We start from the raw sequence: 17,156 nt of genomic DNA on the forward strand, positions 1-17,156 counted from the left end.
TCGGTCCGTTGGAAGGAGCACCTTTCAGGTGTCCCACCCTACCTTGTTCTTCTACCCCCGCCCACGCGTGGACATCGCGAACGTGCCCGCGGTCTCGCATGCCGGGGCGGTGCTGCTGACCGACACGATCACAGCGACGGGTCTCGCCGGGGCGTTGCGGGGAGCATTGGATCGGTGGACGAAGCCGCTGGCCGACCATCATGGCGCGAAGGTCCTGCTGGATCTCGCGCTCACCCTCGCCGTCGGTGGCGAGCATCCCTCCGACGCGGACCTGCTGCGCTGTGAGCCGTGCCTTTTCGGCAAGGTCGCCTCGGCCCCGACGATCTCCCGCATGCTCACCACCCTCGCCGAGGACGTCCCGGCGGTGACCTCCGCGATCGCTGACGCACGCCGGGTCGCGCGGGCACGGGCCTGGCAGCTGGCCGGGACCGCGTCCCCCTCGGCGCGGGCGAGTGTGAAGGACCCGCTGGTCACCGACCTCGATGCCACCCTCGTGAACGTCCACAGCGAGAAGGAGCAGGCCACGCCCACCTTCAAGAAGGGTTTCGGCTACCACCCCCTGTGCGCGTTCCTCGACCACGGCCAGGACGGGACGGGGGAACCGCTCGCGATCCGCTTGCGCCCGGGCAACGCGGGCTCGAACACCGCGACCGATCACATCGCCGTCTGCCGGGACGCGCTCGCCCAGCTCCCCACGAGCCTGCTGGGTCGGGGTGGTCGGGGATCGAAGAAGGTCCTGATCCGCACCGACGGGGCCGGGGGCACGAAGGAGTTCCTGACGTGGCTGACCGCGCGGCGTCTGGCCTACTCGGTCGGGTTCACCCTGCCCGACCACACTCCTGAACTGCTGAAACGCCTCGACGAAGCAGGGGCGTGGACCCCGGCCTACAACAGCGCCGACGACGGGATCCGGGACGGGGCGTTCGTGGCGGAGCTGACCGGACTGCTGGACCTCACGAGCTGGCCTGAGGGGATGCGGGTGATCGTGCGCAAAGAGCGTCCGCATCCGGGGGCGCAGCTGCGGATCACCGATCACGAGGGGATGCGGATCACGGCGTTCGCGACCAACACAGCCCGCGGTCAGCTGCCCGCGCTCGAGCTCCGCCACCGCCGCCGTGCTCGCTGCGAGGACCGGATCCGCAATGCGAAAGACATGGGGCTGCTGCGGTTCCCGTTCCAAGGGTTCGCGCAGAATCAGGTCTGGTGCCAGACCATCCAGCTCGCCGCTGACCTGGTCGCGTGGATGCAGACCATCGCCCTGACCAGTACTGATGCGAGACGATGGGAGCCCAAGAGGCTCCGTGCCCGGTTGTTCGAGGTCCCTGCGACCCTCGCCCGCCGCTCCAGAAGCATGGTCTTGCACCTGGCCGAACACGCCCCGGAGGCCCGGACCGTGCTCACCGGCGTCAACCGGCTCCGCACTGCCGTCGCCCAGACCTGACCCGGCAGGCCCATCCGTCCCTACGACCAGCAACATCGCCTTCCCAGGAGTGGAACCCGGGCCGCCCGCAACGGACACTGCGACAAGCCGTCACACCCTCATGCCAGAATCAGCGACCGAGCACCGGCAACGACGCCGGAAGCCCCCACGCGCCATCCCGATGAAACATCGAGGCTAACGATCAGTCGTCACCCATTCGTTCCTCACGCCCTACCGCCATGTCCGTCGCTAGGCAGTCATCCTCGTTGACTGTGAATCGGCCCGGGTTCTCTGCCGCTACTTTGTGGGTGCGGGCTCTCTGGCGAGGGCCTCGTTGTGCAGCGTCTCGAACTCTATCGGGGTGAGCATCCCGAGGGAGCCGTGGAGGCGCCGGTTGTTGTACCAGTCGACCCAGCCGGCGGTCGCGAACTCGACGTCCGCGAGGGTCCGGTAGGGGCCGGCGTGGAAGACGGTGGTGCGGATGCACTCGGTCTTGAACAGGCCATTGACCGTCTCCATCAGGGCGTTGTCATAGGCGTCGCCTACGGTCCCGATCGACGCAGCGATGCCCTCGAGAGCGAGATGCTCTGTCAGGCGGATGGCGGTGTACTGAGACCCAGCGTCGCTGTGATGGATCAAGTCCCCTGGTGAAACTGGGTTTCCTTCCCTCTCGCGTTGCCACAGAGCGATGCGCAGCGGGGTCATGACCAGGTCGACCTGCTTCGAGGTGGAGGCGTGCCAGCCGACGACCCGCTGGGCGAACACGTCCACGACGAACGCGACGTAGACGAACCCCGCCCAGGTGCGGACGTAGGTGAAGTCGGTGACCCAGACCCGGTTCGGAGCAGGGGCGGTGAAATCACGATTCAGCAGGTCACCGGCCCGCTTCCCGTCCGGGCCAGGGATCGTGGTGCGGATCTTCTTCACCCGCCTGACGCCCTCGAGGCCGAGGGTCCGCATCGCCCGGTCCACCGCCCCGCGGGACGTGCCGGCCAGGCCTTCCTGGCGGCGGAGCAGCGCGACCCACTTCCTGCGTCCGTAGAGTCCCTCGGGCGTCATCTGGACCTGCCCGGTGGCGGGGTTGATGGTCCAGGCGAGGTCGCGGATCTTGTCCTCGACCAGGGCGTCGGTGACGGTGCGGGCAGCGATGCTGGCCGGACTCTTCCAGGACCGGTAGGTGCGTGCAGCGATCTTCAGGCCCTGCTGACGCAGAACGCGGAGGATCGACTCGACTGCATAGCCCTCGGCTCTCATCTCGTCGATGAACGCGCAGATCATCGGCTTCGGGGGTCGAGCTCCCCCGCGAAGAAAATCGAAGCCCGACGAAGGATCTCATTGTCCTCCCGCAGCCGCTTGTTCTCAGCCTTCAGTCGCTTGACCTCGGCAGACTCCTCGCTCGTGACACCGGGGCGGGTCCCGTCGTCGACCTCGGCCTGCGCGAGCCAGCGCCGCACGGACTCGCGCGAGACGCCTTCCTGGCGAGCCACTGCGGTGACGGCAGCGGTCAGGGTGGGGTACTCCTGGAGGTGCTCCCTGACGAGCCGCACGCACCTCGCGCGCAGCTGGGGATCAATCTTCTTCGGCATGCTGTCCATCCTTCCGGACTCAAACAGCAGCGGCATCAAACCTGGACCGATTCACTGTGCGTCAGGACCCTGTGCTGGTGTTTCGGTCTGCGAAGCGGGCGCGCGCTTCTGCAGAGACGGGGGTGAAGAGGTTGACTAGGTTCCCGTCCGGGTCGCGCAGCAGTGCGGAGCGGTTTCCCCACGGCATGTCGGTAGGTACTTGCACCCAGGAGTCGACCTGGTCCTGAAGGCGGCGGTGCACGGCATCGATATCAGCGACACGCAATTCGATGATCGCGGTGCGGTTGGCGCGAGGTTCAGCGACACCTTCGCCGAACAGTGGCACGGTGCTGGAGTGTCCGATCGCGAGAGTCGCCAGCGGGGTCACCAGCTCGGCGAAGACAGGTGCGGGGCGTTGAGCGCAGATGCCCGTCACGAGCTCGTAGAAGCCGACCATCGCGTCGAGGTCGTCAGTGATGATGCGGACGGAGGCGAGTTCCATGGGGGTTCCCTTCACTACTACAACGTTTCTCGCTACGCTACCGTATCGTAGCGTAACATGGAAAGGATGACTCATGCCTACTCATCATCAGGCTGGCCCATCAGCCGGTACGTGCTCCAGCATCGACGCGCGGACTCAGCGCTCTCGTACGACCGTCCTTGCCGCGGCAACGGACCTGCTGGAATCGACTGGGGTCGGCGGGTTCAGCGTCGACGAGGTTGCGCGCAGATCCGGCGTGGCGAAGACTACGATCTATCGGCATTGGCCGACCCGAGAAGCCCTCGTGCTCGATGCGTGTGCAGGTCTCGATGATCGCTACGACCTCCCCGACACCGGGACTCTTCATGGCGACCTCAGGACGTTCGTCGCCGATCTCGTGCGCATGGTGGAGCAGGCGGGATGGGCTGCTGTGCTGCCTTCGATTGTCGATGCGGCGGAACGCAATGCCGCGTTCGCCGATATGCATGCGCAGATACAAAAGGGGCACGCGTCCCTGGTGAGTCAGATCGCCGAACGCGCGATCGGTCGCGGCGAGCTTCCTGCCGAAACCGATACAGCACTGCTTGCATCTACCGTTCTAGGCCCAGTCTTCTACCGTCGGTGGTTCTCCCGCGAACCGTTCGATGCTGCGTTCATCGATGCGGTCACGACTCGAGCTATCCGCGGCGCACAAGGATCCGACTAATCTCGGCGACGTTGTATCGAGACGGCCACTTCAATCGGAATGGCTCCGGATCGGATGGCGTCCAACGACAATACGGTTAGTCAGGCAGTGCTCGGCAGAACAAGCGGAAGGAAGATCTGATCGACGATGGCGGCGATGTCTTCGCGCGGCAGCGGCTTCAGCGTCATGAGCGTTTCGTGCCGAAGGAGGTCGAATGGCAGGCGAGCTGTGCGCTCCGTCAGCCGCTCGGGATCGATCTCGCCTCGCTCCACCGCTCGCGACAGCACACCTTCGATGATCGACCACCGCTTTTCGACCAATCCAAGCCGCAGTTGGGCCGGGCTCTGAACCGGCCTGGGTTTCGTTCCTATCGGTTTCCCTGTCCGGCGGTCGCCGGGGAGGCTGATCCGAGGTCAGCGTAGTACGCGTCTTCGACCTCGGCCGGGGTGCGCATGCCGAGCTCGCCATGGAGGCGTTGGTGGTTCCACCACCACACCCATTCGAGCGTCGCAAGCTCGACCTACTCGACCGTCCTCCAGGGCCCGCGCTGGCGGATCAGCTCGGTCTTGTAGAGGTTGTTGATCGCCCCGGCGAGGGCATTGTCATACGAGTCCCCGACAGTGCCTGTCGACGGGGTCGCGCCAAGTTCGACGACGCGGTCGGTGTAAACCATCGACATGTAGTTCGAGCCGTGGTCGGCGTGATGGATCAGCCCGTCGAGCGGGCCGTCCGCGCCCCAGGCGGCCATGTCCAGCGCTTGTAGGGGCAGGACCTCCGCGCGCAGCGTCGAGGTGACGTTCCAGCCCACGATCTTGCACGAGTACACGTCGGTGACGAACGCCACATACGCGAACCCAGCCCAGATGGCCACATACGTGATGTCCGCGACCCAGAGCCTGCGCGGCGCGTCTGCGCGGAACCGTCGTTGGACGAGGTCCCGCGGCAGGGATTGCGCCTTGTCGGGCCTGGTCGTGAACGCCTTCTTCGACTTGCGAACCCCACGCACTCCCGCGAGGCGCATGAGGCGTTTGGTCTGGTCTCGGCCGATGTCCCATCCCTGACGTTTCAGGAGGGCATGCATCTTCCGCCGCTCGTAGACGCCGTAGTTCTCCGCATGCAGCCGGGCGACCTCGGGCACCAGCAGCTCGTCCCGCAGCTGCCGGGCGGAGACGACGCGGGTCTTCGCGGCGCGATACCCGCGGGACGTGATGAAACCCTGCACTGCCGGGCGCAGCGTCCGACAGATGAGCTCGACCCCGAACCGCCCTCGATATTCGTCGATGAAGCGGATCATCTCGGTCAGGGCCGGTCGAGCTCCTTCGCGAAAAACACGCTCGCGGCTTTGAGGATCTCATTCGCTTTCCGCAGCTCGGCCACCTCGCGGCGCAGGCGCTTGTTCTCCTCCGCGACATCGCTCGGGACACCCGGCTTCGCGCCCGCGTCGACCTCCCGACGACGATGCCACACCCGCAGCGTCTCCGCGCTCATGCCGAGGAGACCGGCCACATGCCGCACCGCGGACATCGGATTCGAGTGCTCACCGGAGGCCTTGGCCTCATCGAGCATCCGCAGCGCGCGCTCGCGCATCTCGGGAGAGTACTTCTGGTTCATCGCGTTCCATCCTTGCTTCAAGAACGGAACGAAACCCAGGCCGATTCAGTCTTACCGGGAGCAACTTCGTCTCGTTGAAGCAGGGGCGGCTCAACGAGGCGAACACCACGATCATGTGGGGCGAGGACTCCGGGGCGAGGTCCAATGAAACCAACCCGTTCCTCGTCGACGTGCCCGATGTCGGCATGGTCTCGATCACCGACACAGGTAACGGCAACAACACCGGCTACGCCGGGGCCGGTACCGAGCAGGGGCAGCAGCTTCTGGACGAGTGGACGATAGGCCAGTGCGGATGATCTCCTGAACGCTGCGTTGCAGCTCACAAGTAGGTAACACAGAGAGCGGAGGATCCACCCGGCTTTCGACCGGTGGATCCTCCGCTCCTACGCCGTGCTTACGCGCGGGGTCGTGGGATGAAGATCGCGATGACGACGCACAGGATCGCGGCCGCGAGTCCGAGCGCGAGGGTGAGGAGGAAGCCGCCCTCGCTGGGGCCGGTGACTCCGCCAACGGTCGTGATCGACTGGGCGAGGATCGCGCCGGTGACGGCCGAGGCGATCGTGGTGCCGAGCGAACGCATGAGGGCGTTGAGCCCGTTCGCGGCACCGGACTCGCTCGCCGGGACAGCCTGCATGATGAGTGCGGGCATCGCCGCGTAGCCGAGCCCGACTCCGACGCCGAGGACGACGTTGACGATGAGGATCTGCCATGCCTCGGCATGGAAGAGCAGCGCGAGCCCGTAGGCGAGGGCGAGGACCGCCGCTCCGACGATGAGCAGGGGCTTCGCGCCCCAGCGCCGCTCGACCTTCCCGGCCACGGGTGACATGGCCATCATCGCCAGTCCAGAGGGCGCGAGGATCAGTGCCGCCACGGTGAGCGTGAGCCCGAGCCCGATACCGGTAGCGCGAGGCAAGGCGAGCAGCTGCGGCAGCACCACGTTCGACGCGAACAGCGCGAAGCCCATCGCCACGGATGTCAGGTTCGTGAGCAGCACCGGTCCGCGCGCGCTGACGCGGAGGTCGACGAGCGGCTCCTTGACTCGCAGTTCGATCGCACCCCAGATCAGGAGGACGGCGACGCCGCCGATCAGGAGCGTCAGGGTGCGGGCGTCGCCCCAGCCCCACTCGCCGCCGCGCGTGACGGCGATGAGGACGCTGACGAGTCCGAGCGCGAGTCCGATGATGCCGGCGACGTCGATCCGGCCCGGAGTGCGCAGTGTGCTCGACGGCACGAAGACCGCGTACGAGACGAAGGCGAGAACCGCGATCGCCGCAGCGACCCAGAACAGCACGTGCCAGTCGAACCTCTCGGCGACGATGGCGCTCAGCGGCAGACCGAGCGCTCCACCGACGCCGAGAGTCGCGCTGACGAGCGCGATGCCCGAGCCGAGCTTCTCGCGCGGCAGCACGTCGCGCAGGATCGAGATGCCCAACGGGATGACGCCGGCCACCATGCCCTGCAGCGCTCTCGCGATCACCATGGTCACCACGTCGTTCGACACGGCGGCGAGGATGGCCCCTGCGGCCTGCAGCAGCAGGAGCGCCATGGCGATGCGGCGCTTGCCGAACATGTCTCCGAGGCGTCCCGCCACCGGCGTGCAGACGGCGGCGGCCACCAGGGTCGCCGTGATCACCCACGCCGTGTTGTCGCTCGTCGTGTTCAGCAGCTTCGGCAGTTCGCCCTGGATCGGAATGAGGATCGTCTGCATGAACGACGCGCCGAGGCCCGCGAAGGCGAGCACGGCAAGGATCACCCCCGAACCATGCCGGCGCGCGTCTGCGCCGCCGGCTCCGCGTGATGCGCCGCGATCGGCGGCGATCACAGGGATGTCCTGAGTCGGTGTGGGGGTCATCGGTCGCTACTCGTCTCTTTCGTATCAGGACCGAGTCGTGAGACTCAGTCTCGGCCAGCAGAGAGCGTATCATCTTGTAGACTTACGATCATGGTGAGCAATGTGCGTGACCGCAGTCGGGAGATCCTGCGCGCGGAGTTCGCGGACGCCGCGGCGACGTTCTGCGCCGAGCGTGGCTTCGATCAAGTCACAGTGGAGGAGATCGCGCAGGGCATCGGCATCTCGCGCGCGACGTTCTTCCGCTACTTCGCGTCGAAGGAGGACGCCGTCGTGTCGGCCGCGCGAGGATCAGCGGAACGCGCTGGTGCCTTCGCGCAGCGCATCGACGACGCGGCGAAGGCTGCGGCGCCTGGTACTCCCGTCTGGGACGTCATCCGCGCCGCTACCGAGTCGATGGTCGAGACCGCCAAGACCCGCGGAGACCCCCTGCGCGCCCGGATGCGGATGATCACCGAGGTCCCGGCACTGAACGATCATCTCGCGGCCCAGCAGCGCGGCGACCGATCGGCCGTCACCGAAGTGCTGAGCCAGCACACCGGCGACGAACGCATGGCCCGCGCCGTCTCCGCAGCCGCCGTCTCCGCGGTCGACCTCGCGTGGCAGGAGTGGGCGCGCACGCCCGGGTCCGAGCTGCGGCCGCTGCTCGACGCCTACTTCGCGGCACTCGGGGGCCTCGCGACGATCACCATCGCCTGACCCGTCTTCGTCCGAGCACCTCTCGCAGGAGAAGCCACGTTGATCCTCCACCCACCGTCCCCTGGCCGCGCCCTCTGGGTGCATGCGCACCCTCGTCCTGACTCCTTGAACGGCCATCTCTTCCGCGAAGGGACTGCGGCCCTCTCGGAACGATACGACGTCGAGACGACCGATCTGTATGCGCAACGCTTCAACCCGGTTCTCGGCAACGATGACCTCGGCGACGGTGCGCGCGGCGGAGGGAACATCAGCACTCTCGTGGGCGAGGCGTACGAGGCGGGACAGCTGCCCGCCGACGTGCGAGCGGAGCAGGCTAAGCTCGCGGCCGCCGTGCTGCTCGTCCTGCAGTTCCCGCTGTGGTGGTACGGGACACCCGCCGTCCTGAAAGGCTGGTTCGATCGCGTGCTGACGGCAGGGTTCGCGTATGGGGACTCCGACCCCGAGCTCGGCGTTCCCCGTCGCTACGGCGATGGCGGTCTCGCCGGGCGTCGTGCCCTCATCGTCGTCACCGCAGGCGAAGATGAACGCTCGATCGGACACCGGGGCATCAGCGGCGACCTCGACTCGCTCCTCTTCCCTCTCACTCACGGCGTCCTCTGGTACGTCGGGATCGAGTCGCTGGCTCTGCACGTGATCCACGATGCGGATGGACTGGACGCCGACGCGGTCGATCACGAGACGCGGAAGCTGCGCGAACGACTGCACGGCATCGCCGACGAGCCGGCACGCACGTTCCGTCGACTGCGCGACGGCGACTATGCCGGCACGCGAGCACTCCACGAGGACCTCCTCCCCGGCCGCACCGACTTGGCCATCCACCTGGCGGATACAGACGAGTCATCCCACTGACCGCCAGGTGTCCCAAGGGTGCGCCGAACGGACCGACCGCGAATAGAAAGCCCGAACCATGACAACCAGCGCCCCGCGCCGCCCCGACGTCACAGAGACCGAGCTCATCGGAGGCCCTGAAGCGCTCACCGTCGGCCTCCACGACTATGACCCTCGCTGGGCGCAGCAGTTCGAGGAGCACCGTCACCGAATCCTCGAAGCGCTGGCAGGACTAGACATCGAGGTCGAGCACATCGGATCCACGTCGGTGCCGCAGCGCCTGGGAGTACAGGCTCGCGTCGGTCATGGTGTGGAGGAAGTACCAGCCGCGGATGTCCGGCTGCTCGCGCACCCCGAACCCCGCCTGTCCGAACACCTCGCGCACCGCGAGCTCGCGATCCGTCTGCCTCGCGCCGAGGCGTCCGAGGGCGACGGTGGAGAGCAGCGTCGCCTGAAGCCGTCCGGCCTGGTCGAACCCGCCGCCGGCGGGTGGGATTCCCCAGACCACCTGTTCCGGCGGCAGCGGGGCGTTGACGCCGAGCGGTTCGTCCCACATGTTGCTCAGCATCACGAGCGTCGCGTCTCCCAGCCGCGTCGACAGGGCCTCGATCGCGCCCGGGATGCTGTGGTGGGGGAGGCTCACCACGACGAGGTCGACGTCGCCTGCCTCGGGGAGGTCCTCGCGGTAGCGCGGCGACCACGTCTGCCGGACCCGCTGATCGCGTCGCGGTCGGCGGGTGTCGACGATGTCGAGGCCGGGCTCGTCGCCGTACGACGCGGCGCGCCCCGGGCGGACGTAGAACTCGACGTCGTGCCCGGCTCCTGCCAGGGCCCAGCCGGTGACGGAGGCGATGACCCCGCGTCCGAACATCAGCATCCGCATACGTTCTCCATGCGCTAGCCTTAGTGGAGACGATCTCCGCTTATAACATACGGAGACAGTCTCCGCTTGTCAATCCGAGGTGACCATGACGCAGGCCAAGCCCCTCCGCGCCGATGCGCAGCGCAACCGCGACGCGATCGTGCGCGCCGCTCGCGAGATCTTCTCCGAGGAGCAGAACGAGGTGCCGTTCGAGGACGTCGCCCGCCGCGCCGGCGTGGGCGCGGGCACCCTCTATCGCCACTTCCCGAACCGCAACGCGCTGCTGGCGGCCGTGTTCGAAGGCGAGGTCGCCGCCCTCCGCGACCGCGCGGATCAGCTGATGGAGACCCTCTCGCCCGCCGAGGCGCTAGGAGCGTTCCTCCGTGAGATGGTCGACCACATGTACTCCCAGCGCGGTCTCGCCCGAACGCTGTTCGCGGCGTCGGAGACCGCGGGTGGGGCTCTCTCCGGCGAGGGGCAGGTGCTCGACGACGTGGTGACCGAGATGCTCAGCCGCGGCGTCTTGCAAGGACAGCTCCGAGATGACGTCCCGGCCGGTGCGGTGATGCTCGCGCTCCACGGCATCGCCGTCGCCGCGGTGCACTCCGAGCGGCGTCAGGAAGCCGACGGCGTCGTCGCGCTCATGATCGACGGGCTCCGCCGCCGCTGACTCTGGCCGCCGTCTCCGGCTCTGGGCAGAGAGAATCCCCCAAGTGCGCTTCGGTGAGAGGCGTGGGGGATGTCGTGCTCCGAGGCTACCGCCCGGATCCGACGCCGTCGGAGACGTCAGTCGGTCCCGTGGGGCGCGGGCTGCGCGGCCAGAGTGGAGAGCCACTCGATGAGCAGCTGGGTCTGGGTACGGCCGAGCACCTCGGGCCGGGCCGCGGCGATCTCCCGGGCGGCCGCGAGCGGCTCGTTCGTCGCGGCGGTCGTCCCGGTGATCGCCGAGATCGCGCCTTCACGGACGGCGGCGGAGAGCTCCGGGTCGGGCTGCGCCAGGATGATCTGGCGCAGCGTCACGCCGATGTTGGTCACCAGGACGTGCGCGGCGGCCTGCTCCGACGGCACCACGAGTCGGCCTTCCGCTGCTGCTCGCGCGGTGAGACCGCGGAGGACCTCGCTGGGCCGGGACTGCGCCGCGGGGGAGTGGCCGGGGCTGACCTTGCCGTACATGAGCGTGTAGAAGCCGGGGTTGGCGAGGCCGAAGGCGACGTGCGCGTCCCATCCGGCGCGGATGTCCTGGATGGGGTCGCCGGAGGACTCCATCGACGCCTTCTCGCCGAGGTAGAGGTCGAAGCCGTGCTCGATGACGGCGTCGACGAGGCCCTGCTTGGAGCCGAAGAAGTGATACAGCGTCGGCATCTTGACGCCGACCGCGTCGCAGACGGCGCGCAGGGAGAAGTCTTCGCCGGGTGAGCTGGCGATCAAGTCCGCCGCCGCGGCGATCAGACGCTCCCGTGTATCGCCTCCCGTTGTCCGTGTCATGCTGATACGGTACCGGATGTAGCAGTGCTATGTCGCTACATATCGCCGATACGAAGGAAACTCATGACGGACCACACTCTTGCGGGCAAGAACGTCCTGATCGCCGGTGGGGCGAAGAACCTGGGCGGCCTCATCGCCCGCCAGGCCGCGGAGGCCGGCGCGAACGTCGCCATCCACTACAATTCCGACTCCAGCAGGTCCGACGCCGAGCGGACGCTCGCCGCCGTCGAGGCCGCGGGCGCGAAGGCCGCGACCTTCCAGGGTGATCTGACGGTGCCCGAGAACGTCGCGCGCCTGTTCGCCGACGCCGAGGGGGCGATCGGGAAGATCGACGTCGCGGTCAACACGGTCGGCAAGGTGCTGCGCAAGCCGATCGCCGAGACGACCGAGGAGGAGTACGACTCGATGTTCGACATCAACGCGAAGTCGGCGTACTTCTTCATCAAGGAGGCCGGCGTGCACCTCGCCGACGGCGGCAAGATCATCACGATCGTCACGGCGCTGCTCGCGGCGTTCACCGACGGGTACTCGACCTACGCGGGAGGCAAGTCGCCGGTCGAGCACTTCACGCGGGCCGCGGCCAAGGAGTATGCCGATCGCGGGATCTCGGTGACGGCGATCGCCCCGGGGCCGATGGACACCCCGTTCTTCTACGGGCAGGAGACGCCCGAGCGCGTCGAGTTCCACAAGTCGCAGGGCATGGGCAACCAGCTCACGAAGATCGAGGACATCGCGCCGATCGTGCGCTTCCTGGCGTCCGAGGGCTGGTGGATCACGGGGCAGACGATCTTCGCCAACGGCGGATACACGACCCGCTGACCCCACGGATCGGCAGACGAGAAGGAGAATGACCACATGAGCGCACACGAGATCCCGGAACCCGTCGCGACCTTCCTCGAGCGCGTCAACGCCCACGACGGGGAGGCGTTCCTCGACGCCTTCACCCCTGCCGGGGCCGTCGACGACTGGGGGCGCACCTTCACAGGCCGAGAGCAGATCAAGACCTGGAGCGACAAGGAGTTCATCGGCTCCCGGGGCGTCCTGACGGTCGAGGAGGTCCGCGTCGCGGGCGACGAGGTGACCGTCGTCGGCGACTGGCGATCGAACCATGCCAACGGTCGCTCGAAGTTCGTCTTCGACGTCGCGGGCGACAAGCTCGCCAAGATGACCATCCGCGAAGGCTGACGACAGTGACGGGCGGACGTCGACCAGGTCGGCGTCCGCCCGTTGCGCCTTCCATGCCGATCAACACCGTGAGGACCACCGCATGACCACTGTTCCGCTCGCGCGACCCGGGCACCGTCGATCCGAGGTCGGCCCTGTCGAGCTCTTCTTCGACCTGGTCTACGTCTTCGCCATAATCCAGCTCTCGCACCTGCTCATCGAGCATCTCTCTTGGGAGGGTGCAGCCCAGACCATCGTGGTGTTCGCCGCGGTGTGGTGGGGTTGGAACTACACCGCTTGGGCGATGAACTGGCTGGATCCGAGCCGCACCGCGGTGCAGCTGCTCTCCGGGGTGCTCATGCTTGCCGCGCTGGGCATGTCGATCGCCATTCCTAGTGCCTTCGGCGACGGAGCCTGGTTGTTCGTCGGGTGCTATCTATTCATGGGCATCCTTCGTCCGGTCTTCATGATGATCGCCTACCGTGGAAACCAGCTCGCAGCCAACTACCGCATGCTCCTGCTGTGGACCCTCCTGGCTGGCATCTTCTGGGCCCTCGGCGCGGCACTGCCCCTCGAGTGGCGACTGGGTCTCTGGTTGATCGCGGTGCTCATCGACTACGCGGCCCCGCTGGCCCACTACCGGATCCCCGGCATCGGTGCGGCACCCATGCACCAGTGGGACACAGACGCCGAGCACCTGGCCGAGCGCAACCGTCTCGTCTTCATCATCGCCCTCGGCGAGTCCATCCTGCTCATGGGCGGCAGCATCGTGTCCCACGGCCAGCTTTCTCCGTCGCTCGCCCTGAGCATGCTCGTCGGCTTCGCATCCCTGTTCGTGCTCTGGTGGAACTACTTCGCCCTCGCCGGGCCGGAGACCGCGGGAGGCGACTCGTCCACCGGTGCGCTGCGGTCCGCATACGCCTACGCGCACGCACTCATGGTCCTGGGCGCGATCCTCGTGGCCGTGTCCATCGAGCTGCGCCTCTCGCACGAGCATCTGACTCCCGCGATCGTCCTCGTCACGATCGCAGGACCGATCGTCTACCTCGTCGGCAACGTCCTGTTCCTGCGCTCCCGGTTCGGGCAGCTGGCGCGATCCCGGTTCATCGCCATGGGCGTCATCGTCGTCATCGGCGCGATCGCACTGGTTCTCCGCGATCACCTGCCGGTGATCCTGCTCAGCCTCTCGGTGCTCGCGGTGACCGCGCTGCTGGCGGCGCGGACGGCCCGCCTGCGACGGAACAGCACGCCGTCTGCCTGATGTGGGCCGGCGCTGTTCCCAGGGGCTGATCCTCAGTAGGGCTCGTCGTCCGCCCAGACCGGCTCGTCGTGGAACTCGTCGAAGGTCGCCGGGTCGTCCGTGAGCGCCATGAGTCCGACTCCGAGTGCCCGCGGCCACCTGTCCGTGAGGAACAGCGGCTCCGGCACAGACACGACGAAGACGAGGGCCGGCAAGCGCGTGCTCCCCGTCCCGGCTCTGCTGTTGCCGTGGCTGACCGAGCTCGCCGGAGATCGGCCGAAGAGCGAGTGGCTTTTCCCCAGCCCTCGCAAGAAGGGCGCGCCCATTGCTGAGCAGTACCCGAACCAGGCGCTGACCCGCGCAGTGACGCTGGCCAACCTCGGCCGCGAGGAGAAGATCCCGCGGCACAGCGGGCATGCGCTGAGGCACACCTTCGCCGCCGTCTCGCTGTCGGAGGCCGGGGCCGACCTGCTCAGCGTCTCGCAGGCCATGGGGCACGCACGGCCGTCGATCACGCTGGACAAGTACGGCCACCTGTCGAAGAAGGGGCTGGCCCCGCTCATGGGGAAGATCGACGCGCTCGTCGCGCCGTTGTCCACGTCGGCCTGAGTGCACAGACCGCGCGGGTCGCTTAGGCTCGGAGGCAAAGAAAAACCCCGGCTGCGTGCCGACTCGTGTTCGACAGAGGCTCGTGCCGGGGACTTCCCCACCAGACTGCATCGGAGAGGAGGCTTCGTCCAGTGTCGATGCCTGCCCACCACATCGCCGCGCTGGATCGGTCGATCTCCCCGACGAGGATGGGCTCCCCGACGAGGATGGGCACGTACCTCTCCGCCGCCTCCGGGGACCCGGATCGGGCACGCGAGCTCTACCTCTGGGACCGCGATCTGTCGGTTGCCTTCCTCGGTGACCTTGCGATCCTCGAAGTTGCGCTGCGCGACGCGATGAGTGCGCAGCTCGAAGCCAAGTGGGGCGTCGACTGGTACGAGAACACGGCGATGCCGCTCGATGACCGCTCCATGAACACGTTGAGCACGGCCTGGGGTCGGGTCAAGGAGCCCAAGACGCCGGGCAGGCTCGTCGCCCAGTGCATGTTCGGGTTCTGGCGGGGGCTCCTCGACAAGGGCGACCACGCCGGCAAAGCCCCACTTCCAGCGGCTCCGTCGCCGCGGGGAGCGGGGGAGGGGATCTGATGACGACCACGCGACCGAGCCGCGCCGAGCAGATCGACGCCGCGACGCCCGCGAGCCGCAACCGCGTGGTCGACTTCCTCCGCGCCGCCGCGATCACCGTGGTGGTGCTCGGGCACTGGACGATCATCGCGGTCGACCCCGACGGGGGGATCCTCCCGCACGGCGTGCTCGACGGCGCTCGGTGGACCCACCCGCTGACCTGGCTGTTCCAGGTGATGCCGATCTTCTTCCTCGTCGGCGGCTACTCCAACGGCCTCTCCTGGCGCTCCGCGCGGCGCAAGGGGATCGGCTACGCCGAGTGGCTACGCACGAGGCTTCGCCGCCTCGGCATCCCGCTGATCCCGCTGCTGCTCGCCTGGCTCGTGATCGGCGTGGTCGCGGTGCTGGCGGGGGTGCCGACGGCGACCGTGCAGCTCGCCTCGCAGATGGCGCTGATCCCCACGTGGTTCCTCGCCGCCTACCTGATGGTGATCCTCGTGGCCCCGCCGTGCCTGTGGCTGTGGGAGCGTTTCGGCTGGTGGTCGATCGCGGGCGGGATCGCGCTCGCCGGCGTGTTGGACGCGGTGAGCATCACCGCCGACCAGCCGCTGCTCGGCTACCCGAACTACCTGCTGGTCTGGGCGGCGTCTCACCAGGTTGGCTACGCCTGGCTCGACGGCCGGCTCGCCGGGACCGGGAAGCGGCTGGGGCTGGCCGCGATCGGTCTGGTCGGTCTGCTGCTGCTCGTGCTGGTGGGCCCGTATCCGGTCTCGATGATCACCGCCGGGGGCGACGCGATCTCCAACTCGAGCCCGACGCGCGTGACGATGGCGTTCCTGGGCATGCTGCAGGCCGGGCTGGTGCTCTCCCTCGAGAGGCCGCTCGAGGCACTGCTGCGCCGGCCCCGGATCTGGTTCGCGACGGTGCTCGTGAACCAGCGGATCATGACCTGGTTCCTGTGGCATCTCACTGTCATGGTGGGCCTCGCCCACCTGCTGCTCAGCCTCGGCGCCCGGGCGCTGCTCCCCGAGCCGCTCACGGGCGCGTGGTGGGCGACGCGGCCGCTGTGGGTGCTCGCGCTGCTGGTGCTCACCGGACTGGTGGTTTTGGTGATGGGTAGTTTCGAGACCCCGCGGGCCGATGACCGCCCGGCCCCGCCGGTGTGGAAGCCGCTCGCCGCCGCGGTGTGCGTCATCGCCGGGCTAGCTGTCATGGCGAACGTGGGCGTGGCGGGGGAGAGCGGCGTGACCTGGTGGTGGCCGCTGCTGCCGGTTGTGGGGTTGTGGGGGTTCGGGGTTGTCTGGACGCGTCCGAGGCATTGAGCCCTCTTTGGGACGAACATCAGCCACCGCCATATGATGGCGAAAGTTCCCGCTCGCTCCGCAGTTGGCCTGCGAGATCTCGACGGGACTTCCGAGAACTTCAGGAGCAGAATCGATGATGAACCCGGTCGCGGCGCCGACGGAGCCTGTGTCCCGCGTCAAGTAGTTGGCAGGTTTTCGGTGGTGGGAAAGGTGGGGGTGTGGGGGTCGGCGTGGCCGAGGTGGACGTCCAGCGGTCGGTTCCAGGCCAGGGCCTCGTGAGGACGGATCTGGTTGTACTCGCTGCGGTAGGCGTCGGCGTGCTCGACCAGGGCAAGGACGGGACTGCCGCACGGATAGGTGACATCTGATCTGGCTTGCCCGCCGGGCGGCCTGGATGGATGTGCACCATGCCCGCTCCCTACCCCCAAGAGTTCCGCGACGACGTTGTGCGAGTGGCTCGGTCCCGTGAGGACGGCGTCACCATCGCGCAGATCGCGAAGGACTTCGGCGTCCACGGGGACCGGTACAACCCCGCCGGTATGGCGATGGTCAACCGCTGAGGCCGGTCCCGTCGGCGGGCGCGGGACCGTTGTTCCCGTCGCAGGCCATGACGCGCAGACGCAGCGTCGGGTCGAGGTCGACGTCCAGACGGGAGAGGCGCGGCCCGGAGGCCCCCCGCCATCGGTCGGATCCCGGCACGCAGCAGCGGGGCGAGGTGCGTGACGGGCAACGAGGCCTCACCGGAGACGCGGACCCCGGTCGCATCCTCCTGCGGCTCGATCGCGCAGATC

Annotated in this window: 21 protein-coding genes and 2 pseudogenes; 14 read left to right on the forward strand and 9 right to left on the reverse strand. The window is 67.8% G+C overall.

What is annotated here, in order from left to right; all coding sequences use genetic code 11:
* Positions 1-28: 28 nt before the first annotated feature.
* On the forward strand, positions 29-1,441 hold the full coding sequence (locus ACZ5AJ_RS14195) for an IS1380 family transposase (protein WP_464135690.1): 1,413 nt from the start codon (positions 29-31) through the stop codon (positions 1,439-1,441).
* Positions 1,442-1,717: 276 nt separating this feature from the next.
* Here ACZ5AJ_RS14195 and ACZ5AJ_RS14200 read toward each other — a convergent pair.
* A protein-coding gene (locus ACZ5AJ_RS14200) for an IS3 family transposase (RefSeq protein WP_464134681.1) occupies positions 1,718-3,006 on the reverse strand; the annotation gives its coding sequence in 2 pieces (ribosomal slippage) (positions 1,718-2,733 and positions 2,733-3,006; 1,290 coding nt in all).
* A gap of 61 nt (positions 3,007-3,067) precedes the next feature.
* Positions 3,068-3,487, reverse strand: a complete 420-nt coding sequence (locus ACZ5AJ_RS14205; RefSeq protein WP_464135691.1) for a VOC family protein — start codon at positions 3,485-3,487, stop codon at positions 3,068-3,070.
* Between the two features lie 73 nt (positions 3,488-3,560).
* Here ACZ5AJ_RS14205 and ACZ5AJ_RS14210 point away from each other — a divergent pair, with 73 nt between their 5' ends.
* Positions 3,561-4,172, forward strand: coding sequence for a TetR/AcrR family transcriptional regulator (locus ACZ5AJ_RS14210; RefSeq protein WP_464135692.1), 612 nt, complete (start codon positions 3,561-3,563; stop codon positions 4,170-4,172).
* Positions 4,173-4,252: 80 nt separating this feature from the next.
* Here ACZ5AJ_RS14210 and ACZ5AJ_RS14215 read toward each other — a convergent pair whose 3' ends face one another.
* Both ACZ5AJ_RS14215 and ACZ5AJ_RS14220 read right to left on the reverse strand, forming a co-directional pair.
* The gene (locus ACZ5AJ_RS14215; RefSeq protein ID WP_464135693.1) at positions 4,253-4,438 is read right to left on the reverse strand and encodes a TetR-like C-terminal domain-containing protein; all 186 of its coding nucleotides are present in this window, start codon (positions 4,436-4,438) and stop codon (positions 4,253-4,255) included.
* An 80-nt stretch (positions 4,439-4,518) separates the two neighbouring features.
* Positions 4,519-5,762, reverse strand: a pseudogene (locus ACZ5AJ_RS14220) (IS3 family transposase).
* Positions 5,763-5,836: 74 nt separating this feature from the next.
* Between ACZ5AJ_RS14220 and ACZ5AJ_RS14225 the strand changes: the two are divergent.
* Complete coding sequence (locus ACZ5AJ_RS14225) at positions 5,837-6,058, forward strand: hypothetical protein (protein ID WP_464135694.1); 222 nt, start codon at positions 5,837-5,839, stop codon at positions 6,056-6,058.
* A gap of 98 nt (positions 6,059-6,156) precedes the next feature.
* Here the strand turns inward: ACZ5AJ_RS14225 and ACZ5AJ_RS14230 are convergent, their stop codons facing one another.
* A complete protein-coding gene (locus ACZ5AJ_RS14230) occupies positions 6,157-7,614 on the reverse strand; it encodes an MFS transporter (RefSeq protein ID WP_464135695.1) in 1,458 nt (485 codons plus the stop codon).
* 90 nt (positions 7,615-7,704) lie between these two features.
* Between ACZ5AJ_RS14230 and ACZ5AJ_RS14235 the strand changes: the two genes are divergently transcribed.
* The 3 genes and pseudogenes from ACZ5AJ_RS14235 to ACZ5AJ_RS14245 all read left to right on the forward strand — a co-directional run.
* Entirely contained in the window at positions 7,705-8,310 is a 606-nt protein-coding gene (locus ACZ5AJ_RS14235) for a TetR family transcriptional regulator (protein ID WP_464135696.1), read from the forward strand.
* A 105-nt stretch (positions 8,311-8,415) separates the two neighbouring features.
* Positions 8,416-9,159: an NAD(P)H-dependent oxidoreductase gene (locus ACZ5AJ_RS14240; RefSeq protein ID WP_464135697.1), complete on the forward strand. Its 744-nt coding sequence runs from the start codon at positions 8,416-8,418 to the stop codon at positions 9,157-9,159.
* A 58-nt stretch (positions 9,160-9,217) separates the two neighbouring features.
* Positions 9,218-9,361, forward strand: a pseudogene (locus ACZ5AJ_RS14245) (GrpB family protein); the annotation flags it as partial.
* A 9-nt stretch (positions 9,362-9,370) separates the two neighbouring features.
* Here ACZ5AJ_RS14245 and ACZ5AJ_RS14250 read toward each other — a convergent pair.
* Positions 9,371-10,015, reverse strand: a complete 645-nt coding sequence (locus ACZ5AJ_RS14250) for a ketopantoate reductase family protein (RefSeq protein ID WP_464135698.1) — start codon at positions 10,013-10,015, stop codon at positions 9,371-9,373.
* A gap of 91 nt (positions 10,016-10,106) precedes the next feature.
* Between ACZ5AJ_RS14250 and ACZ5AJ_RS14255 the strand changes: the two genes are divergently transcribed.
* Positions 10,107-10,670 (forward strand): TetR/AcrR family transcriptional regulator, encoded by a 564-nt coding sequence (locus tag ACZ5AJ_RS14255; RefSeq protein ID WP_464135699.1) that lies wholly within the window; start codon positions 10,107-10,109, stop codon positions 10,668-10,670.
* Positions 10,671-10,786: 116 nt separating this feature from the next.
* On the opposite strand, the gene ACZ5AJ_RS14260 is transcribed toward ACZ5AJ_RS14255, so the two are convergent.
* Positions 10,787-11,485, reverse strand: a complete 699-nt coding sequence (locus tag ACZ5AJ_RS14260; RefSeq protein WP_464135700.1) for a TetR/AcrR family transcriptional regulator — start codon at positions 11,483-11,485, stop codon at positions 10,787-10,789.
* A gap of 63 nt (positions 11,486-11,548) precedes the next feature.
* On the opposite strand from ACZ5AJ_RS14260, the gene ACZ5AJ_RS14265 reads away from it, so the two are divergent.
* The 3 genes from ACZ5AJ_RS14265 (at position 11,549) to ACZ5AJ_RS14275 (ending at position 13,910) form a co-directional block, all read left to right on the forward strand.
* Positions 11,549-12,304, forward strand: coding sequence for an SDR family oxidoreductase (locus ACZ5AJ_RS14265; protein WP_464135701.1), 756 nt, complete (start codon positions 11,549-11,551; stop codon positions 12,302-12,304).
* 36 nt (positions 12,305-12,340) lie between these two features.
* Complete coding sequence (locus tag ACZ5AJ_RS14270) at positions 12,341-12,670, forward strand: nuclear transport factor 2 family protein (RefSeq protein ID WP_370035088.1); 330 nt, start codon at positions 12,341-12,343, stop codon at positions 12,668-12,670.
* Between the two features lie 82 nt (positions 12,671-12,752).
* Positions 12,753-13,910, forward strand: coding sequence for a low temperature requirement protein A (locus tag ACZ5AJ_RS14275; RefSeq protein ID WP_464135702.1), 1,158 nt, complete (start codon positions 12,753-12,755; stop codon positions 13,908-13,910).
* Positions 13,911-13,942: 32 nt separating this feature from the next.
* Here ACZ5AJ_RS14275 and ACZ5AJ_RS14280 read toward each other — a convergent pair whose 3' ends face one another.
* A complete protein-coding gene (locus ACZ5AJ_RS14280) occupies positions 13,943-14,104 on the reverse strand; it encodes a hypothetical protein (RefSeq protein WP_464135703.1) in 162 nt (53 codons plus the stop codon).
* A 4-nt stretch (positions 14,105-14,108) separates the two neighbouring features.
* On the opposite strand from ACZ5AJ_RS14280, the gene ACZ5AJ_RS14285 reads away from it, so the two are divergent.
* The 4 genes from ACZ5AJ_RS14285 (at position 14,109) to ACZ5AJ_RS14300 (ending at position 16,925) form a co-directional block, all read left to right on the forward strand.
* Positions 14,109-14,498: a tyrosine-type recombinase/integrase gene (locus tag ACZ5AJ_RS14285; protein WP_464135704.1), complete on the forward strand. Its 390-nt coding sequence runs from the start codon at positions 14,109-14,111 to the stop codon at positions 14,496-14,498.
* 131 nt (positions 14,499-14,629) lie between these two features.
* Positions 14,630-15,082, forward strand: a complete 453-nt coding sequence (locus ACZ5AJ_RS14290; protein ID WP_464135705.1) for a hypothetical protein — start codon at positions 14,630-14,632, stop codon at positions 15,080-15,082.
* Positions 15,082-16,383 (forward strand): acyltransferase family protein, encoded by a 1,302-nt coding sequence (locus tag ACZ5AJ_RS14295; RefSeq protein ID WP_464135706.1) that lies wholly within the window; start codon positions 15,082-15,084, stop codon positions 16,381-16,383. Before ACZ5AJ_RS14290 ends, ACZ5AJ_RS14295 begins: the two co-directional genes overlap by 1 nt.
* A gap of 389 nt (positions 16,384-16,772) precedes the next feature.
* Positions 16,773-16,925 carry a hypothetical protein gene (locus ACZ5AJ_RS14300; RefSeq protein WP_464135707.1) on the forward strand — a complete coding sequence of 51 codons (153 nt, stop codon included), beginning with the start codon at positions 16,773-16,775 and terminating at the stop codon, positions 16,923-16,925.
* On the opposite strand, the gene ACZ5AJ_RS14305 is transcribed toward ACZ5AJ_RS14300, so the two are convergent.
* Entirely contained in the window at positions 16,915-17,064 is a 150-nt protein-coding gene (locus tag ACZ5AJ_RS14305; RefSeq protein WP_464135708.1) for a hypothetical protein, read from the reverse strand. The two genes, ACZ5AJ_RS14300 and ACZ5AJ_RS14305, sit on opposite strands and share 11 nt — an antisense overlap.
* Positions 17,065-17,156 lie beyond the last annotated feature (92 nt).

It is taken from the genome of Brachybacterium zhongshanense (assembly GCF_055385755.1).

Coding starts and splice junctions, on each gene's coding strand:
- ACZ5AJ_RS14205 (WP_464135691.1), bottom strand. CDS start 3,487: ATGGAACTCGCCTCCGTCCGCATCATCACTGACGACCTCGACGCGATG.
- ACZ5AJ_RS14210 (WP_464135692.1), top strand. CDS start 3,561: ATGCCTACTCATCATCAGGCTGGCCCATCAGCCGGTACGTGCTCCAGC.
- ACZ5AJ_RS14230 (WP_464135695.1), bottom strand. CDS start 7,614: ATGACCCCCACACCGACTCAGGACATCCCTGTGATCGCCGCCGATCGC.
- ACZ5AJ_RS14235 (WP_464135696.1), top strand. CDS start 7,705: ATGGTGAGCAATGTGCGTGACCGCAGTCGGGAGATCCTGCGCGCGGAG.
- ACZ5AJ_RS14250 (WP_464135698.1), bottom strand. CDS start 10,015: ATGCTGATGTTCGGACGCGGGGTCATCGCCTCCGTCACCGGCTGGGCC.
- ACZ5AJ_RS14255 (WP_464135699.1), top strand. CDS start 10,107: ATGACGCAGGCCAAGCCCCTCCGCGCCGATGCGCAGCGCAACCGCGAC.
- ACZ5AJ_RS14260 (WP_464135700.1), bottom strand. CDS start 11,485: ATGACACGGACAACGGGAGGCGATACACGGGAGCGTCTGATCGCCGCG.
- ACZ5AJ_RS14265 (WP_464135701.1), top strand. CDS start 11,549: ATGACGGACCACACTCTTGCGGGCAAGAACGTCCTGATCGCCGGTGGG.
- ACZ5AJ_RS14270 (WP_370035088.1), top strand. CDS start 12,341: ATGAGCGCACACGAGATCCCGGAACCCGTCGCGACCTTCCTCGAGCGC.
- ACZ5AJ_RS14275 (WP_464135702.1), top strand. CDS start 12,753: ATGACCACTGTTCCGCTCGCGCGACCCGGGCACCGTCGATCCGAGGTC.
- ACZ5AJ_RS14295 (WP_464135706.1), top strand. CDS start 15,082: ATGACGACCACGCGACCGAGCCGCGCCGAGCAGATCGACGCCGCGACG.
- ACZ5AJ_RS14300 (WP_464135707.1), top strand. CDS start 16,773: ATGCCCGCTCCCTACCCCCAAGAGTTCCGCGACGACGTTGTGCGAGTG.